Raw genomic sequence first — 17,562 nt, 5'->3', positions numbered from 1 at the left:
ACTGCGCCGCTCCGTATCCCGAGATGTGCCGACGAATACCATACCGATGCAGTTTGGCCGCCCATTTATTGACGCTCCAGCCCCTCAATACTAGTAATGAGTGACTTGTCCGGTGAAGACGTGACCGTCGTTGGCGGCGGCATCGGCGGCCTCTCCGCTGCGTGCTACCTGGCGGACGCAGGCGCGGAGGTCTCGCTGCTGGAGAAAAACGAGCAACTCGGGGGCCGCGCCTCCCGGCTGGAGGTGGACGGGTTCCGGTTCGACATGGGTCCGTCGTGGTACCTGATGCCCGACGTGTTCGAGCGGTTCTTCGCGTACTTCGGCAAGGAGCCGCGGGATTACTACGACCTCCAGCGGCTCGACCCCCACTACCGCATCTTCTTCAAAGACGGCGACCAAATTGACGTGACTGGCGACAACGACCAGATGGCCCGGAAGTTCGAAGAGTACGAGCCCGGCGCGGGCGAGGCCTTCCGGGACTACCTCGCAACGAGCGAACGGCACTACGAGACGGCGATGAACAAGTTCGTCTACGAGGACCGCTCGGAGCTGCGCGACTGGATTGACCTCGACGTGATGACCGCCGCTCCGGTCGGGCTCCAGCTCATCGGCTCGATGCAGGGCCACGTCGAGGACTACTTCGAGCACCCGAAGCTCCAGCAGATCATGCAGTACACGCTGGTCTTTTTGGGTGGATCGCCCCGGACGACGCCAGCCCTCTATAATATGATGAGCCACGTCGATTTCAACCTCGGCGTCTACTACCCCGACGGCGGCGTCGGTGCGGTCGTCGACGGTCTGGTCGAACTCGGCGAAGAACTCGGCGTCACCTACGAGACCGACGCCGAGGTCGACGAAATTTCCCGGCGCAAAGAGGGGTTCCTCGTCGAGACGGTTCACGGCGACACCACCCATCCCGACGAAGTGGTCGTCAACGCCGACTACGCCCACGCCGAGCAGGAGCTCCTGCCAGAACACGAGCGCCAGTACGACGACGACTACTGGGACGACAAGACCTACGCGCCGTCTGCCTTCCTCATGTACATGGGCGTCGAGGGCGACGTGGAGCCGCTGAAACACCACACGCTCGTCCTGCCGACGGACTGGGACCCCCACTTCGACGATATCTTCGAGGAGCCGGCCTGGCCCGACGACCCGGCCTATTACCTCTGTGTCCCTTCGAAGACCGACGACAGCGTCGCCCCCGACGGCCATTCGAACCTGTTCGTCCTGGTTCCAATTGCGCCGGGGCTGCACGACGGCGACGAGATCCGCCAGGAGTACCGCGAGAAGATTCTGGCCGATATCGCCGACAACACCGGCGTCGACCTGCGCGACCGAATCGTCTACGAGAAGCAGTTCGCCGTCTCCGACTTCGGCGAGCGGTACAACGCCACCGAGGGCACGGCACTCGGTCTGGCGCACACGCTCCGCCAGACGGCCCTCTTGCGGCCCAACAACCGCTCGTCGGCCGTCGACGGCCTCTACTTCACGGGGTCGTTCACGACGCCCGGCATCGGCGTGCCGATGTGTCTCATAAGCGGGGAGCACACCGCGGAGGCGCTCATCGAGGACATCGCCTGAGTAATGCCAGAACTCCCGACCGACCGCATCGAAGCCGTCATTCCGCCGGAGGAGACGCTGGTGGGGTACCTGTTGCGCCTCTCCCGACCGCGCTTCTGGCTCTACCTCGGCGGCCCGGTCATCGTCGGCGTCAGCTACGCGGCCGACGGCCCGAACGAGCTGTTCGCGCCGCTGGCTGTCGCGCTGTTTCTGTACTTCACCATCCCCGGGAACGTGTTTCTCTACGGCGTCAACGACATCTTCGACGCCGACATCGACGAGCACAATCCCAAGAAGGACGAGGGGCGAGAGGTCAGCTACCGCGGGGACAGCGCCGTCACAGCCATCGTCGTCGCAAGCGGCGCGCTCGCGCTGCTGTTCGTCCTTGGGCTGCCGACGCTTGGCGTCGTGGCCCTGCTCGCCTGGATTGGGCTCTCTATCGAGTACTCGGCCCCGCCGCTGCGGTTCAAGACGACGCCGTTTCTGGACTCCATCTCGAACGGCCTGTACATCCTGCCCGGTGTCATCGGCTACGCCGCTATCGAAGGCGTTGCCCCGCCAGCGACGGCGGTCACCGGGGCGTGGCTGTGGGCGATGGGGATGCACACCTTCTCCGCGATTCCCGACATCGAACCCGACCGCGAGGCCGGTATCCAGACGACGGCGACGTTTCTGGGCGAGTCAAACACCTACTACTACTGCGTGATGTGCTGGCTCACGGCCGCGTTCGTGTTCACGTACACGCACTGGGTGTTCGGCCTGCTGCTGCTCGTCTACCCCGGCCTCGTCTTCGGGATTCTCGGTATCGGCGTCGACATCGACGAGGCGTACTGGTGGTATCCCGCGATCAACACCGTCGTCGGCATGGGTTTCACACTCATCGCCCTGTGGGTGATGCTGTATGGCTAGCGGCGAAGACCGGACCATAGCGGGCTGGACACTCCCGGAGACGAGGACCGACGCGACCGCGCAGTTCGACCAGTTCGTCACTGAGAACCGCTTTACCATCGCCGTCGTCTTCCCGCTCGTCGGCGCGGTGACCTTGCTCGCAAGCGCCGAGGGACTCTTACCCGACCCGCTCGCGTTCAACCCCTACTTCGTCCTCTTTGGGACGTTCGTGATGCGATTACCCCTCGTGGCCGGCGTGTTCCCGCTCGTGGACCGCCGGGCCGGGCTGGCGCTGGTCGCGCTGACACTCTATTCCTACGGCATCGAACTCGTCGGCGTGCGGACCGGCTGGCCCTACGGCGAGTTTACGTATGGCGTCGACCTCGGTCCGATGCTTCTGGGTGAGGTGCCGTTCGGGCTCCCGGTGTTTTTCTTCCCGCTGGTCCTGAACGCCTACCTGCTCGTCCTGCTGTTGCTCGGCAACAGAGCGGCGTCAGCCGCGGTGCGGCTGCTGGCGACACTGGCGACGGTGATGCTCGTCGACCTGGTGCTCGACCCTGGCGCTGTGGCAATCGGCTTCTGGATTTACGAGACGCCCCAGTTCTACGGCGTCCCATGGCAGAACTACGCCGGCTGGCTCCTGTCGGGGTCGGTCGCCGTCCTGCTGTTCGACCTCGGGTTCGACCGCGCGAGGCTCCGACGGCGGCTCCGGGACTGCCCGTTCATGCTCGACGACCTGGTGAGCTTCGTCCTGCTGTGGGGCGGTATCAACCTCTTTTACGCGAACTGGGTGCCGGTCGGCCTGGCCGCGCTGCTGGGGGCCGGCCTCCTCTGGACGGACCGCTTCGACTTCGACCTCTCGGAGACGCGACTCGGCCGTGCCGTCTGGCGGTGAGTCCTGTTGGCACGCCGTCGCTCCGCCGACCACGACCGAGGAGACAGGCCAAGCGTTTAAGCGAACGCGTAGGTAGGAGGACGTATGGAGCGAATCCCGTTCGGAATCCGGCAGCTCGACTCCATCATCAACGGTGGAGCGCCCGCCGGGAGCGTCGTCCTGCTCTCCGGCGAGGCCGGCGCTGGCTCCCGGGAGTTCATGCATACGAGCGCACTCATCAACGGGCTCGAACAGGTGGACGGGGAGCTACACGACCTCTACTACGGCGACCGCTCGGCCGACGCTGTTGCCCCCGAAGAAGTCCACTACATCTCTTTTACCGCAGGCGAGGCGCAGCTGGTCAGCGAGATGCGGCTAGCGATGGACGACGACGTGGTCGACAAGGGGAGCCAGGCGGTCGAGTTCCACGACCTCTCGGAGCGGTACTTCCACATCAGTCCGGTGCCGCGGGACTGGTACGCCAGCGAAACCGCGTCAATCACCGACCTCCGGGCGCGCCACGAGCGGGAGGACCTGCTCGGCACGCTCGGCATGGTCCTGAACGAGGTGGCGACGGGGAACCTCGTCGTCATCGACTCGCTATCCGACCTCGTCAGCGCGACGGACGAGGAAGTCAGCTGGTCGGACATCAGCTCGCTCGTCCAGGGAATCCAGAAGGCGGCCCACCAGTGGGGAGGCCTCATCCTCTTACACGTCAATCCGGAGACGCTGTCGTCGGTGCAACACGGGCAGCTCGTCGACGCATCTCACGGCACGATGGAGTTCGCGTGGGAGTCCGGCGGTTCCACCCGGGCCCGGACCCTCGTCGTCCAGCAGTTCCGCGGCGTCCTCTCGCAGATAGAGGACGAGGACATCGTACAGTTCGAGACCGAATTGGGCGATGCCGGCTTCGATATCAGCGACGTTCGTAAGATTCGATAACGATAGTCAGCGAACCACCCTCTGTAACTGTCGACAGAAAACAACGAGCGGCGTGCTGACGGTTCGCTCCCGCTCTCGGTATCTGAAATCGGCGGTAAACCCTTATCAGTCTTGTTCGTCAAGGGTGTCGTAATGTCCTCCGAGTCGACTGATGACGGAGGAGTGTACGTCGAGCTATCTGCAGATCTAGACGAGTGGCTGACCGAGCAGGCCGAGACGCTCGGCGTGCCTCGCGACGCCGTCATGGAGCAACTGCTGGCCGCATACATGACAGCGGCCGATTCGGACGATGGGATTGACGACCTCATTCAGCCATCGGCGGACGAGTTGGATGCCGTCGTCGCCGCGACCGTGGACGAGAAGCTGAACGGCTCAGTCGAAGCGGCGACCGAGAGCGCTGTCAGTTCACAGCTCCCCGACATCGTCGACACGGTGGAACGCCAACTCACCGAGCGGTTCGACGCGCTCGAAGCGGACTTTCAGACGAAAATCGAAGACGTTCGCGAGCGCGTCGTGCAGGTCAAACGGGAGGCCGACGCGAAAGCGCCGGCCGACCACGGCCACGAGGAGTTCGACCGTATCGATGCACTCACACAAGAGATCGAAGATATCGAGGCGGAACTCGCCGCGCTTCGGGGCGACGTGACCGAGTCGCTCGAAACAGAGAACGAGCGAGTCGCTGACATCGACAGCCGACTCGACGATGTCGAAGACAAACTCACCCGCGTCGCCTGGGTCGTCAGCGACCTCCGCGACGACCAGGGCGGCCGGGACCAGAATCAGAAAGCGGTCGACCGGCTGAAACGCGCCGCGGCCCAGGAGAACATCTCGACGGCACGCTGTTCGAACTGTGACGAGCAGGTCGAGATCGGACTGTTGACCGAACCCCAGTGTCCACACTGCAACACGACGGTGTCGGACGTCCGGCCCGAGGGCGGCATTATCCGCTCGAAGGCGCGGCTGGTGGCCGCAGCACAGCTTGAACCGGGCGAGACCAATGAGTGACGACGAGCAAGACCCCTTCGAGGAGCTTGACCCGGGCGACGACCGCGAGGGCGACCCGTTCGAGCGTCTCGGTTCGGAGCCTGACGACGCGGACGGCTCGACAGACGCACGCCAGCCACCCGACGACGGGTGGCCGGGCAGCGAACCGAGCGACGAACCGGCCGACGGTGCGTCCGAGGCGGAACCCGATGCAACCGATGCTGACGACCTGCTCTCGGCCGTCGACACGGAAGAGTTCCGTTCGGATTCGGCAACTGAATCAGACAATCCCCTTTCCGGGTCATCACCCGACCCGGACGACCCCTTTTCGGAAATGGACAGCCGCGGCGACGACCCCTTTGGAAGCGGTGAGAGCGTATTCGAGCGGGTCGACGTCGATCACATCGACGCGGACAAGGTGTGGGCGGAAATCGCTGCGGACGACGATAGCGAGACCACGCCGGAGAGCCGGTATGCGGAGGTGTCGAAACACCGCTACTGCGAGCAGTGTGAACACTTCTCCGCACCGCCGAACGCACACTGCACGAACGAGGGGACCGAGATCATGGAGTTCCTCGACATGGAGACGGTCCGGCTGCTTGACTGTCCGGTCGTCGCCGAGCAACACGAGATCGAGGACGAGCAGTAACGGCTTTTTGCCTCGATATCCGACGAGCGTGTATGCAGTTTTGCGACAACAGTATCGCGGAGTAAAAATTCTTTTTAAACACCCATCACCCATAGAATGCCGTCTGAACCTTTCTAACTACAATTCCGCTACAACCGCCCGATTGATGTCATCAATAGGGATGTACCGCGCAGCCCCACCTGATTCAGACTGCTTTTCGGGATACTGTGCTTCAGGGTCTTCTTCGCCACCCCAGATAACGTCCGTGAGCCAGTCTGTACGCAACAAGTAGCAATCAATGATGCGTTCGTCGTCCGTGCGAGCAAATACGTAATAGTCCGCAATCTCGCCCTCAAACTCGTCTCCATTGTATGAACGTCGGAGCTTACTCCACTCTGATTTAGTAAGATTATCGCGTGACTTTGTTCGAAGTGAGAAGTCCACTTCAAAACGGTCTGAATCAGGTCGTGTTCGGAAAGCCACTGTTGCCTCGCCACGTGGGAACTCAAGAACCGCATCAATGCCAGAAAGGTCACGGTCTACAGCATCACCTTCGTCGGCCATCTCTAAGTTCGAAACTTCACCCGGGGAAAGTCCAAATCGCTCTGCAACTCGCTTGCACAATAACGGGCTGAAGCGACGTGCATCCTCCATCTTTGAATCGTAATCCGAACCCGCACTTGGTCGGATACTCACTGTGAACCACTGGAGTCACCTCCATTGAACAAGTCTGCACACGTTGTATCAGAACTAATCCACCCGTAGCCCACTTCAGATACCTTCAACTGTCCATTCTCTGTGAACGCCTGTGCGTCGTGATTCTGTGCATCAAGGGATTCCTGTTCAAGGTCGTCAAAGTAGACCAGCAATTCCGCCTGCTTGTCCTCCTGCAGGTGTTCAAAAATCATAGTGACTCACCAAATTTAATCGTATCTGGGTGACTCAGAGATTTACATTCTGGACAGTCGTACCACTCAAATCCTATTTCTGGATGGTCATGACCAGATTTTAAATCAGACTTGGACAGTTTATTTCCGCAAGTACATTGTGGTGATTTAAGCTTGTCAACTTGCGTTAGGTCAGTCTGGACCATCATAGTGAATCACCAGTCTGAACAGGATTGGATTCTATGTCGTTTGCTTGACCTTCGTTCTCATCTGTGAACGTGCAATTTTCCCCAATATGCCAGCGTGTGAGTGGAACGTTGTAGCATTCTACGTGGCGATGTAGGGCGTCTAAGTCCTTCGCTGTGTGAAATTCAGTTACGTCCCAATTCGCTATCATGGCTTGATCATCAGTTACCATACACATTATTTGGTTGATACATCCCATTAGTGTGTTCCCAATCCAAAAGTAGAATAAAATGACAAATAGTAGACGCTTTTAAGTACTTATGACCCCTATGAATAGATGGTCAACGTGACCGCGGGCTTGATTATCACCCGGGGAACTTCCCCGGACCGTCTTTCAATGAAGAACAGTGAAATCCAAGTCCTCAATAGAAATACTCTTGAGCAGGATTTTGAAGGTTAGCTCACGAAATGTACTCTCTCAATTGAAGGATGGGTTGCGTCACTGGTGACACTCGCTACAACAATCAGTTTTGAAGGTCATCAATGGGTAGGGCCTTATGGAAGGTGTCGGGGTCTCAAATAGCACCATCTGACACCATCTACCAGTCTTTCGCGTCTAATGCGTTAGTGACGGGTTACAACGGATGAAAGGATATTTGCACTTGTCTATCAATGAATATAATATGGATAACTACCCATCCAATATGGACGTAAAATCAGAGGTGTTTCTGTTTTCAGTCTATGACCGGGGCGGAGAAGCATCGACCACAGAAATTTACGAAGATACAGGCATCTCCAAAAACTCACGAGATTACCGATTTGAGAAGCTGAAAGATATGGGCCTAATCACCGTTGGTAAAGCAAAATCTGGATATGGAGCACGAGATGCCCCCAAGGTCGCAAGATTGACTGATTCAGGTGTGCGATACGCCGACGAAAACACAATCAGTAGCGATGCATCAGACATGTATTTTGATGCCCGTGAGAACGAGGTCTTGGAGAATACGATTGAACGTGTGGAAGCCCTTGAAAACAAACACAGGGGACTCAAGTTTCGGATTGAGAATCTGGAAAACTGGAAGGACAAATTCACCGACCTGTTCTCCGTGTGAATACCGTTAAAAATTATTGCAGTAGAACAGTAGTGATTCTACGCTTCAACGAAGTTCAAGCTAGCTGTTCCTGACCCTGCTTCTCCCGGGCGTTAATCCACTCCGTCATCTTCTGATGTCCTTTCTGGATTTGTTTTGGTTCAGACTGGACGGAATCCCGCATACAGCGACGGAGAGTTGCAATAGTCTCCGCGAATTCAAGTGATTCAGTATACACACCAGATAGCTCGTCTGCTTGGTCAGTGGATATGCTGCCACGGAATCCAATCAAGTCCCAGATGGAAGCCGCAGTCAACGAATTGTGCTGGTCAACTGTATCTGCAATCTCTGCTGCAGTCTCTTCCAGTTCAATTTTAATGCCGGAATTAAGGTTCACTCGGTCTGCATAATTTCGGGCCGACGATGGCACACAATCGTAGACATCTTTTGCTACCTCCACGATTTCTTCATAGCTATACACGTCATCTTCAGCTTCTAATGCAGACTCAAGTGCCGCTGGTCGTGCTTCCTTGTTCTGTGTCACGTCATCTGCAACCCGCTTGAGTTCAGCAAGGTCGAATCCAGACTGCTCCCAGATTTCGATTTCTCCTTCAACTACATCGTGTAGTGTTTGAACATCATACTTGGCTGAATCATTGTCAATGACAGATTGTACAAAGTCCGATGGGTCATCGACCGAATCACCTCGGATGATGGCCACCAAGTCCTGCACGTCCGATAGTCGTTCACTCCGTGATGTCCAAGGACTGGCGTACACGTATGCGACCGCATCCGCGATATGATATCCAGATTCGTAGTCGGGCATTTCGTCTACAACTTCGCTCGGAAGTTGAAGTTTAGTTGTTTCCGTGTGGTCTTCCGGGTAGTCACACGATTCACGTAGGTTGTATCTAGCATCTGCAACATGTTCTGATACCATCTCGTCCAGCATCTTGTTCAGATTTTCTGACACTGAGGAAGTTACCTTGTTTTCGATAGTTGTGAACGAATCCGAATGTCCGGTGTCGGCCATCATCATACACTCGTATGCGATAACTCCCTTACTCATCTGTCGAATTTCGCCCGATTGAAGGGCTGAAATTGCCCATCCCGGCATCGTTGGTTGCTTTTCTGCTGGCTTTCCATCTGTAATATTCACCGCCTTGTCAATAATTTCAACTTGATTACTCATTGTCGTACTAACATCTTAGATTTCTTACCTTATATATCTACTTCCACCTCGGACGGTTGTCTTTACTTCAAACACCCCCTCAAATTATTGATGTCTGAGTATAGTGAAAGCCTTACAGACGCCAAAATCAGGGGTAAAAAGAGGTCAAAATAGAATTTTTTATATTTGGGTGGGTGACCGATATTGCGAGTGACCACACAAATGCCGGGAGTCAGTCAAAACTGGTGATTCGACGCAGTTGAGAATTTTATTTTCTTGGGTGGCACTGAGAATGTGTCGGCAACAGGTAGTGAGAGTGAAACCAAATCCACCGAAAAACGAGGTCTCACGAGTTAGGATTGAGCGAGTTGACAAAGATGTCCGAAACTCCAGAATATGCCCAAAAACAAACTATCCCAATTGGGCTAATTAGCTGGTTATTATACGTATAAAATATACGCCTAAATGTTAGTTTCATATTATAATAATAACGTAGTAGCTGAGGAAAAGAAGAAAAGAGAGAGTTCCGATTTGAAGAACTGCGTTAGACAGCCTCTCCGCACCGTTCGGCTTTCAGCGTCAGAACCCGCCGCCTACACATTTCGCCAGCTACCCAAAAAAAATAAAATTCTGGCTGTGAGGGGCTTCTTTACAAGCTGTGAACCTCCCAGCGACAGCCACGCCCAAGGGATACGGCAGACAGCCTTCTAATCCTCAATCGCCAGCAAGGACGAATCCGTGGTCTGTAAGCTTCGTTTGTCTATGTGTTTCAACATTCGGGTAGCTGCGTGATTCTCGCAAGTCTGCTTTTAGATTGTTATATTTCAGGATTGCAATAGATGAGGATATCGCATTGGCCAGTCGTGGAGGCATGGCATTTCCTTGTTGTCGCATGATTCCGTTTCCACGCCACTCGTAATCATCCGGGAAGGATTGGATTCGTGCAGACTCTCGCTTAGTCAAACGTCTGTGTTGGGCAGTGGCAGGAGTCGCATCGTCGTGTGGAACAAACTCTGGCGGGATTAACCGGGAGTACCTGCCTGTGTGCGTGTACGCAGGTGCATCTGTTGTACGGAACGAATCTCTCCCATGCACTTGATAGGAATCTCCACTCGGTGATGTTACTAAGTACGATTTTCCATCTGCAGTTTCTCCAGTTCCATCAAGAACAGTTCGCAGTGGAACCCAATCATCGTCGTGTGTTGGGTCTGGAAGCGTTGGTAAGACGTGCTTCGACCCAATCAGTATCAGTCGTTCCCGTGTCTGTGGAACACCGTAGTCTGCCGCATTCAGGACGCTATAATCGTATTCATATCCGATGTCTTCAATTCGTTGTTCAAGTCCCCGGATGACTTCACCATCATCCATCGAAAGGAGACCTTTGACGTTCTCCATATAGAATAGAGATGGTTCAATGTGGGCTATTAGGTCAAAGTATGAATCAACGAGCTTGTTCCGAGGGTCATCCGGGTCTCGGTCACCTGCCAGTGAAAATCCCTGACACGGTGGCCCGCCAGTGACGATATCAATATCCTCTGTATCTGCTCCAATTTGTTGTAACAGTTCCTCTGGCGTCGTTTCTGCTATGTCAATGTTGTATCCCGGGGCATCGATGTTTGCCCGGTAAGTCTCCAATGCAGATTCATTGATATCAATACCAGCTATCACTTCGATGGTGTCATCGTCAATACCGACTGAGAACCCGCCAGCACCACAGAACAGGTCAAGTACTTTCGTGGATTGTTTATCCATATGTACATCACGAAATTGTTTACTTGATGATACCGGTCTTGATTGAGATTTCATATCAGATTATTGTTACTATGCTGCAAATGTATTCCGGCGATTGTGGTCTCAAAATATAACGCAAATATAGTCAGGATTACATATATCATCCCTCCGTTTCTAACTCATCTATGGAAATCGAAATTCCAGATGAAGGTGGGTATGTGGATTTGGAGATGGGGGGTAAGTCAACTATCAAGGTAGAGTCGGCAGAACCGGAGCAAATTCGCATATCAATCAAATCTCGTTCCTCGGGTGGGGAGATGCGATTAGGGGTCGGACTTTCCCCGGGCCAAGCTAAGGATTTAGGTGATTATCTCATCGCTCAAGCAAAAATAGTCGAAGACCGGGAAGAAGAGGAGTAGTCTTGTTTCAATCCTCAACGTCGTTGAAAAACGGTCTGAATGAGGTGTTTCCCACGTTGGTAACTCTCACTCTTTGACCGTGATGGATTCTACAGGTGTTTTCTCTGAATCGAACATAATCCCTTGCTTCGCATAGACTGGGCCGTCACTTGTCCATTGGATTGACCCATCATCTACGAGAGCAGTATATCCTGATTCCTTGAGTCCGATACTGCTTTCACTTGATTCACTGTCATCGTGTAGTACTAACTCTTTACTGACGGTTTCTCCAGACTCCAGTTCCATCTCAACTTCTTTGCCAACCATTTCACTATAATCCGTATCAAATCCAGACGTACGCCAGCTTGTGCGAGGGAGACCTTCTGTCAGAGAACGCCGGGAATCGTGCGTAGTTAGCTTTGCGTCAGTTCCATCTTTCTCAACTTTCACTCGTTCCGCGAGCTCTGAATCAACGTACACTTCATACTGACCGTTGGTAACACTCTCTCCGCTCACCCAATCAAATTCGTCCTTCCCTTCGCCAGACACAGACTTGATTGATGTAATCTCACCCGGGTCGATTCCAAGCTCATCAGCAAGCTCGTCAATCAATACTTGTGGTGAACCGTCAGAATACGTTCCCACGTCTTCAATCGCGAGTCCCTCGTCATTTGTATTGCTTTCATCTTCTTGGTCAACGTCGGCAGTTGAAGAACTATCTTCCCCACCTACTGGCCCAATATATTCCCAGTGGTGCTTTCCGTTCTCGTAGGTGACTCTATACTGATATGGTCCGTAGCCGTTAATTGTTTTAGTTACAATAGCCATCGTTGGTAATTAATACCTATCAGACTAAATATGTTTCTACAACTCCAAAGAGAACATCGAAATTACCTCAAAAAACTGAATCAGGAGTCAACGTAGTCATCCAACGCCCGCCGGATGACTTCTGCTCGGGTTGGAAACTCCATCTGTTCGGTGTCTCCGTCTTGCTTCTGAGCTTGTTTAATTAGCGAGTCTACATCGTCTGCGATGTATTGTGTTGTGGCCATTACTTGTTGAACACGAGGATTTGGGTGTTCGTTCGGAGTTCCCAGAGATTGTCTGTGTGCTGTTCCAGCGTACGGGTGAGAGCATCGATGCGATTGTCCATCACGTTCTGAGCGACCGTGTGGTCAATACTGAGTGTATTTGCCATCTCTGTAAGCCCGTTCAGTGATGAGTCAACGAGTACGACAACTTCATCATCTTCGTACATCACTTCGTTTGCGTTTCGGATTTCTGCCTCGTACTCGTCAAAGTCTGCGTCAAGTTTGTTAGCGGTCTGTTCTCGGTCTTCTGCTGTGGTGTTTGCGACCATTGCAATTGGATAGATGACCTATACCCCTATAGGTGTGTTGGTAAACTGGTAATTAAAATATACTGATAATAGAGTAATGTATAAATAGGGGAAATATCTTCTGCGAAGTTATGTCATTTGCCACGTAGCAGATTCTGTGTACGGGGGTGTGTACGTACACATGTACTATTGTGTAAGCCGGGGATTCTAAGTACCAACCAGTTATTTATTATAATATGACAAATTCGGGTTCCCAAAGCTCTGATGATTGGGAAGATGTGATTCGCTCATCAGATGACCCTGATGAAGATGATTTTTCAGGTCAACGTAACCTATCTCATGGACACGGGTTGGGCTTTATCAGTCCTAAAGATTCTGAACATCTCAGGGAATCCTTGACTGACCTATCGCCATCTGAGAAAAAAGATATATTCGAAGTCCAGCTAGAGTCCAGCAGGTTGTATAAAAAAAGAAGGCAAGAGGCTAAATATAAGCTTTCAAGACTGCTAATATTTTCAGCATTCGTTAGTGGTGTGGCTTTCTTATCTACCGATTTGTATTCTGTCCCGAATTTGACCGCTGAGTTCGCTCATATTGGTGTTGGGCTCCTGTTCTTGACTCTTGCACTCGGGTCAGCGATAGGTCTCGCTCGTTGGTTGATATACGATATCTTGAGGGCTATCGATGGCTACTGATGATGACTCAGATGATGCTGAGAAGACCATTACCTCTGAGTCAAATCAATATGGGGAAGAAAGCGAGTCCTCAAATCTCTCTGAGTATGACAAAATAATTATTGCTACCTACAAAGAGGCAAGCCATGCCCACCAAAGTTCTAAATTTTCTAAAGCCACAGTCCAGCTTGGATTCCGCACTCTCCAAGTTTTCTTCGGAGTCATCGGCCTGATTCTAGTTGCAATTTCAGCTACTACGGGTTTCTCTTTTATATCTACAGTTGGAGTGATGTCTCTGATAATCGGCTTACTGGAAGTCAGTCTAAAGTGGATAGAAGTACTTGATAAGAAAATCTGAGGTCTTTCCTCACCGTCGTTGGAAGTGGTCGTAGACTCGTTCTGTCGTCGTCACAGAACGGTGTCGGAGTCTGTTTCGAACGTCCACGAGGCGAGTGTCGTCGTCGGCTAACATGTAGTTCGCCAAGCTGTGTCGGAAGGCATGAGGATGCAATTCTTCGGGGTCGGCGGGTTCTCCATCCGAGCGGTGAACAGTGATGTCTGCGTGTTGAGCAAGGTCTTCTACCACGTTCCTCATCGACTCTGTGGACATCTGGTTTGACTGGCGAGAGGGGAACACGTAGTCACTGTCTCGGTCCTGATACCATTCACTGTTGAAGTAGCTCCTCAAGAGCCTCACTGTTCCAAAGTGACCGTAGGTGTCCAGCACGATAGTTGCATCACTCGGAGTAATATTCTCGTCCGGGTAGTCCTTCTGGATGTGCCCGGGAATCATTACTTCCCCATCCTGAAGTCGGAACATGGATTCTTTCAGTGAACGCAATTCGTTCACCCGGAGTCCAAGGTCAATGGCCAGCACGACGAGTGCCTCATCACGCAGGCGACGCCCGAGGCTATCATAGCGAAGGTCTCGGTCGTGTGCTGCGTCCCGTAGAGGGTCGATTTCTCGGAGATTCACGTAGCGATGCACGGTCTGTGTCTTGGATTCTGTGTTACTCATTCTGATTCACCTTCGTCGTCGAATTCGAACGGTTGGTCGGGTCGAACGAACTTGTCGTCCTTCGCTTCCTGTACCGCGTCCCAGAGGTCTTCGAACGTCGCGAAATCGCCGTCGGCCATCGCGTGGATACCATCAACCATCGACATCCCGTTGATGCGTTCAATCTCTCCCGGGCCGAACTCGTCAGAGTCTGAGAACATATCCATCGCTTCGTCCGGGGAGATTCCAGCGAGTGGGCTTGATGCTACTACGGTGAAACCGTGGTCCAGTCCATCTTCAGCGACCGTTCGTTCCACCATCTCTCCTTTGTAGAGTTCTAAGAGGGTGTAGACTGGCTGGTCGTAGGACTGGTCAACGTCAATAATCGTATGTCGGGAGCGGTCATACTCTTCGATGAGCCAGTCTCCCAGATGGTATTTCGTATTATTCATGCGGAATCACCTTTGTCTGCGAGGATAGTTTCCTGAATCGTCGCTCGGATGTCTTCAGGGTCTTGCCCGGTCGCTTCGGCCACCTCTTCGATGGTCGGTGCGCCGCTGGAGTAGCAGGCGGCGAGTGTGTCGTCGCTCACGTGGTCGCTGGGAGTCAGTTGGAGGGTCACGGAGAACCCGGTGTTGCACGAGTGGCACGTGACGGTCTCGCCATCCATGTCGTCCTGCCACTTGTCGCCGCATTCGGGGCACTTCCACGACCAGAGACCGACGTGACCGTCAGCCCACGTTGGAAGTCCTGTCATCTAGAATCACCAACGAAGTCAGAGGTTGATGTGTGCTCCCCTTGGGAATCACCTTTCTCAAGAGATTCAAGGATATTGTTCGCGAACTGTCGGGCCTCATCGGGAGACATCTCAATCCGTCCGCTGATGCCACCGTAATGGTCGTGTTCGAATTCGATAGGGAACTCGTCATCGTATCCACGTTCCCAGTGATACGACCCTACTTCGACCGAGACCTCACCGTCTTCGGTCATCACAACTGCACCGTTCTTCTGTTCGGTGGACAGATTCATCGCTCGTCACCATCTGCTTCGTGGCAGTCGTCTTCGTCGTCATCAACCTCCCATGTCTCCAGTGAAACAATCTGGTCTCCCCGGACTCCTTCAAGCTGGACGTTCTCTGGGACGTTCATGCAGAATCACCTGTCTGTGAACGCCATGATTTGATATTGTGGCCTGCTCGGATTTGCAGGTATCCGATAATCTTCAGTCGTTCTTCGCTATTCAGAGACTCCCCGGACTTCAACTTTTCAATAAGGATTTGACGTTCATTCATCGGTTAATCACCCGGTCAATTCCCATCAATACCCCGGACAGTAGGAATACTAGTACGAACAGTACGTACGGTAGTATCGCTAAGGCAACTCCGCCGATTACAATCCCTGCTGCAATCTCAAAGATGCCAATCATCGGGAATCACCTTCTTCAATGTCAACATAGTGTCCGTCCCGGACTTCGGCCAGTCGTGCCAGTACCATCTCCCACTCGGCGTTGGTAAGTTCTGGATTCATTGTGAATTACCTGCGAGGTCGTCGGCCAGTTGGTCAAGAAATTCGTCAATGCTGATGTGAGATTCTTCGTCATCGATGAGGTGGAGTCGGTCTTCAATCACCTCCTGTTCTGCCTTGGTCAGGTCATCTACCATATAATATCAATTATCCTACAAGTACTTAAAAGCGTCTCTCAGTTTGGGAGTCTGCATATTGACGCGATTTACCCTACATTTCACCCCGATATAGGGTCGAAAAGTAGGTTCAGTTTGGGAGTCTACGAGAAGAAACCCAAACTGACTATCGGCTAAACAAATATTCGGATATCTCAATATGCGTCTATGCGTATAGACATCTAAACGTCTACAACGAGCCTAAAAAATATTCGAAGAAGAGTTAGCGACCAGACTGCGAACTATAAGCGACTAACACACAAATAGAGGTGATAACTATCGCAATTCCACTTTTCATTATCAAGGGAAATGAATTGCCGACATCCTTGATAAATCCAGATTGAGTGTCGTAAAGTGGTGCGCCCGGGTCAATCATCGTAGTAGAGTTTATAGCTGAACCGATAACGATGAAGCAAGCGACACCCGTGATAGATACTATCGTGTAAAATAGAACACGAGCATCCAATTCGAAATCATTCACACTCAAATAAGACGGTACAGGTTCGTAAAATTGTTCCGTGCCAGTCAACGACCGTGTTCGGCCAGCCAGTCAAGCGTCGCCCCGCACCGTTCACGTTTCTCTCGGACACGACGCATCTGTTCTTCTAGCGTCGATTGGGCTATTCCGAGTTCGTTGGCAGCTTCCGACCACGTGTTCTCATCATCAAGCAGTTCAACGATTCGCTTCTGCTGGTCACTGAGGTAGATATCGTGGCTCATACGTCACGTGGGTCGAAGTTGTTGATAGCCTTGTTTGCTGCACTGTAGCTGTCGTACCCCTTGGCGTACCACTTGATGGGCTTCGACCCAGTAAGTGGGTTCGCCATTACGCTGTGGACGGGACCGCTGTTGTCTACGTTCTTGATGGATGTGCCGTGATTCGTCACGTAGTTGAGCGAACCTTTCATTATGAGATTGTTCGCTTTCTTAGCGGTGACAGGTGTGTTAGAGACGAGTGTTTTGTCCCAACCTCCGTAGGTAACCTTCCAGACGACGTAGTATTTGTTCGAATTCTTTGCACCTCCTTTGGATGTGTTAGACATCATATATGTAGCAATGAGATTATACCCTATTAGTGTACCCCTACACCAAATGTAAGGGTAGAAGCTACGGAAATCGTTGGGAAATCGGTAGTGCTGACGCTCTCGCATACGAAAGAGGTGGGTTAGAGCGACTGAGAGCCGACAAAAGGTGCGGTTATAATAAGAATCGGAAGCTCAGCAATCAGTCTGAAAGTAGGCGAAGAAGGATACTGCACACGACCGCGACCATTGCGACGATGTTACCGATGATAGGATATCCCGGGTCAGTCATCGACCATCACCAGTGTACATCACATCAGTTGAGGACAAGTTACACCGGGTACAGTATTGATTCTCTTCACCATACTGATTCTTTCCGCAATTCCTGCATCGGATAACATCACAGTCTTTCGAACTCGCACGAGCTTGTCGCCACGTCTTGATAGCAAGGGTGACTGGCAGGATGACAACATTCCCTATTACTAACAAACAGAGGAGTGTGAACTGTA

24 protein-coding genes are annotated in these 17,562 nt (G+C 53.0%); 10 read left to right on the top strand and 14 right to left on the bottom strand.

Annotation, left to right across the window (positions count from 1 at the left end):
* Positions 1-96: 96 nt before the first annotated feature.
* From crtD to VI340_RS04505, 6 genes are all read left to right on the top strand, one after another.
* Positions 97-1,584 (top strand): carotenoid 3,4-desaturase, encoded by a 1,488-nt coding sequence (crtD, locus tag VI340_RS04530; protein ID WP_008309991.1) that lies wholly within the window; start codon positions 97-99, stop codon positions 1,582-1,584.
* Between the two features lie 3 nt (positions 1,585-1,587).
* Positions 1,588-2,472, top strand: a complete 885-nt coding sequence (locus VI340_RS04525) for a prenyltransferase (protein ID WP_336357893.1) — start codon at positions 1,588-1,590, stop codon at positions 2,470-2,472.
* Positions 2,465-3,346, top strand: coding sequence for a bisanhydrobacterioruberin hydratase (gene cruF, locus VI340_RS04520; RefSeq protein WP_336357892.1), 882 nt, complete (start codon positions 2,465-2,467; stop codon positions 3,344-3,346). Before VI340_RS04525 ends, cruF begins: the two co-directional genes overlap by 8 nt.
* A gap of 84 nt (positions 3,347-3,430) precedes the next feature.
* Positions 3,431-4,267 carry an RAD55 family ATPase gene (locus VI340_RS04515; protein WP_008309997.1) on the top strand — a complete coding sequence of 279 codons (837 nt, stop codon included), beginning with the start codon at positions 3,431-3,433 and terminating at the stop codon, positions 4,265-4,267.
* A gap of 132 nt (positions 4,268-4,399) precedes the next feature.
* Complete coding sequence (locus VI340_RS04510) at positions 4,400-5,272, top strand: hypothetical protein (protein WP_008309999.1); 873 nt, start codon at positions 4,400-4,402, stop codon at positions 5,270-5,272.
* On the top strand, positions 5,265-5,900 hold the full coding sequence (locus VI340_RS04505; protein ID WP_008310002.1) for a hypothetical protein: 636 nt from the start codon (positions 5,265-5,267) through the stop codon (positions 5,898-5,900). The genes VI340_RS04510 and VI340_RS04505 overlap by 8 nt, the downstream gene beginning before the upstream one ends.
* A 117-nt stretch (positions 5,901-6,017) precedes the next feature.
* On the opposite strand, the gene VI340_RS04500 is transcribed toward VI340_RS04505, so the two are convergent.
* Together VI340_RS04500 and VI340_RS04495 are read right to left on the bottom strand one after the other, a co-directional pair.
* The gene (locus VI340_RS04500; RefSeq protein WP_336357891.1) at positions 6,018-6,443 is read right to left on the bottom strand and encodes a hypothetical protein; all 426 of its coding nucleotides are present in this window, start codon (positions 6,441-6,443) and stop codon (positions 6,018-6,020) included.
* 128 nt (positions 6,444-6,571) lie between these two features.
* Positions 6,572-6,787, bottom strand: coding sequence for a hypothetical protein (locus tag VI340_RS04495; RefSeq protein ID WP_336357890.1), 216 nt, complete (start codon positions 6,785-6,787; stop codon positions 6,572-6,574).
* Positions 6,788-7,635: 848 nt separating this feature from the next.
* On the opposite strand from VI340_RS04495, the gene VI340_RS04490 reads away from it, so the two are divergent.
* A complete protein-coding gene (locus VI340_RS04490) occupies positions 7,636-8,064 on the top strand; it encodes a hypothetical protein (protein ID WP_336357889.1) in 429 nt (142 codons plus the stop codon).
* Positions 8,065-8,119: 55 nt separating this feature from the next.
* Here VI340_RS04490 and VI340_RS04485 read toward each other — a convergent pair whose 3' ends face one another.
* Both VI340_RS04485 and VI340_RS04480 read right to left on the bottom strand, forming a co-directional pair.
* On the bottom strand, positions 8,120-9,235 hold the full coding sequence (locus VI340_RS04485; RefSeq protein WP_336357888.1) for a hypothetical protein: 1,116 nt from the start codon (positions 9,233-9,235) through the stop codon (positions 8,120-8,122).
* A 693-nt stretch (positions 9,236-9,928) separates the two neighbouring features.
* On the bottom strand, positions 9,929-10,966 hold the full coding sequence (locus VI340_RS04480) for a DNA cytosine methyltransferase (protein WP_336357887.1): 1,038 nt from the start codon (positions 10,964-10,966) through the stop codon (positions 9,929-9,931).
* A gap of 164 nt (positions 10,967-11,130) precedes the next feature.
* Here VI340_RS04480 and VI340_RS04475 point away from each other — a divergent pair, with 164 nt between their 5' ends.
* Positions 11,131-11,364 (top strand): hypothetical protein, encoded by a 234-nt coding sequence (locus tag VI340_RS04475; protein ID WP_336357886.1) that lies wholly within the window; start codon positions 11,131-11,133, stop codon positions 11,362-11,364.
* A gap of 66 nt (positions 11,365-11,430) precedes the next feature.
* On the opposite strand, the gene VI340_RS04470 is transcribed toward VI340_RS04475, so the two are convergent.
* A complete protein-coding gene (locus VI340_RS04470; protein WP_336357885.1) occupies positions 11,431-12,171 on the bottom strand; it encodes a hypothetical protein in 741 nt (246 codons plus the stop codon).
* Positions 12,172-12,394: 223 nt separating this feature from the next.
* The gene (locus VI340_RS04465) at positions 12,395-12,703 is read right to left on the bottom strand and encodes a hypothetical protein (RefSeq protein ID WP_336357884.1); all 309 of its coding nucleotides are present in this window, start codon (positions 12,701-12,703) and stop codon (positions 12,395-12,397) included.
* A gap of 215 nt (positions 12,704-12,918) precedes the next feature.
* Between VI340_RS04465 and VI340_RS04460 the strand changes: the two genes are divergently transcribed.
* Positions 12,919-13,377, top strand: coding sequence for a hypothetical protein (locus tag VI340_RS04460; RefSeq protein WP_336357883.1), 459 nt, complete (start codon positions 12,919-12,921; stop codon positions 13,375-13,377).
* A complete protein-coding gene (locus VI340_RS04455; RefSeq protein WP_336357882.1) occupies positions 13,367-13,714 on the top strand; it encodes a hypothetical protein in 348 nt (115 codons plus the stop codon). Before VI340_RS04460 ends, VI340_RS04455 begins: the two co-directional genes overlap by 11 nt.
* A gap of 9 nt (positions 13,715-13,723) precedes the next feature.
* Here VI340_RS04455 and VI340_RS04450 read toward each other — a convergent pair whose 3' ends face one another.
* The 8 genes from VI340_RS04450 to VI340_RS04415 all read right to left on the bottom strand — a co-directional run bounded on the left by VI340_RS04450 (position 13,724) and on the right by VI340_RS04415 (position 17,077).
* On the bottom strand, positions 13,724-14,374 hold the full coding sequence (locus VI340_RS04450) for a tyrosine-type recombinase/integrase (protein ID WP_336357881.1): 651 nt from the start codon (positions 14,372-14,374) through the stop codon (positions 13,724-13,726).
* Entirely contained in the window at positions 14,371-14,805 is a 435-nt protein-coding gene (locus VI340_RS04445) for a hypothetical protein (RefSeq protein WP_336357880.1), read from the bottom strand. Before VI340_RS04445 ends, VI340_RS04450 begins: the two co-directional genes overlap by 4 nt.
* Positions 14,802-15,110, bottom strand: a complete 309-nt coding sequence (locus tag VI340_RS04440) for a hypothetical protein (RefSeq protein ID WP_336357879.1) — start codon at positions 15,108-15,110, stop codon at positions 14,802-14,804. The genes VI340_RS04445 and VI340_RS04440 overlap by 4 nt, the downstream gene beginning before the upstream one ends.
* Positions 15,107-15,382: a hypothetical protein gene (locus VI340_RS04435; RefSeq protein WP_336357878.1), complete on the bottom strand. Its 276-nt coding sequence runs from the start codon at positions 15,380-15,382 to the stop codon at positions 15,107-15,109. Before VI340_RS04435 ends, VI340_RS04440 begins: the two co-directional genes overlap by 4 nt.
* A complete protein-coding gene (locus VI340_RS04430; protein WP_336357877.1) occupies positions 15,379-15,501 on the bottom strand; it encodes a hypothetical protein in 123 nt (40 codons plus the stop codon). The genes VI340_RS04435 and VI340_RS04430 overlap by 4 nt, the downstream gene beginning before the upstream one ends.
* Positions 15,502-15,875: 374 nt before the next feature.
* Positions 15,876-16,013, bottom strand: a complete 138-nt coding sequence (locus VI340_RS04425; protein WP_336357876.1) for a hypothetical protein — start codon at positions 16,011-16,013, stop codon at positions 15,876-15,878.
* 543 nt (positions 16,014-16,556) lie between these two features.
* Positions 16,557-16,751, bottom strand: coding sequence for a hypothetical protein (locus VI340_RS04420; protein WP_336357875.1), 195 nt, complete (start codon positions 16,749-16,751; stop codon positions 16,557-16,559).
* Complete coding sequence (locus VI340_RS04415; RefSeq protein WP_336357874.1) at positions 16,748-17,077, bottom strand: hypothetical protein; 330 nt, start codon at positions 17,075-17,077, stop codon at positions 16,748-16,750. The genes VI340_RS04420 and VI340_RS04415 overlap by 4 nt, the downstream gene beginning before the upstream one ends.
* Between the last annotated feature and the right edge of the window lie 485 nt (positions 17,078-17,562).

The organism is Haloarcula sp. CGMCC 1.6347, assembly GCF_037078395.1.
GTDB lineage: Archaea > Halobacteriota > Halobacteria > Halobacteriales > Haloarculaceae > Haloarcula > Haloarcula amylolytica.
This window is presented reverse-complemented; position numbering and strand designations above follow the sequence as displayed.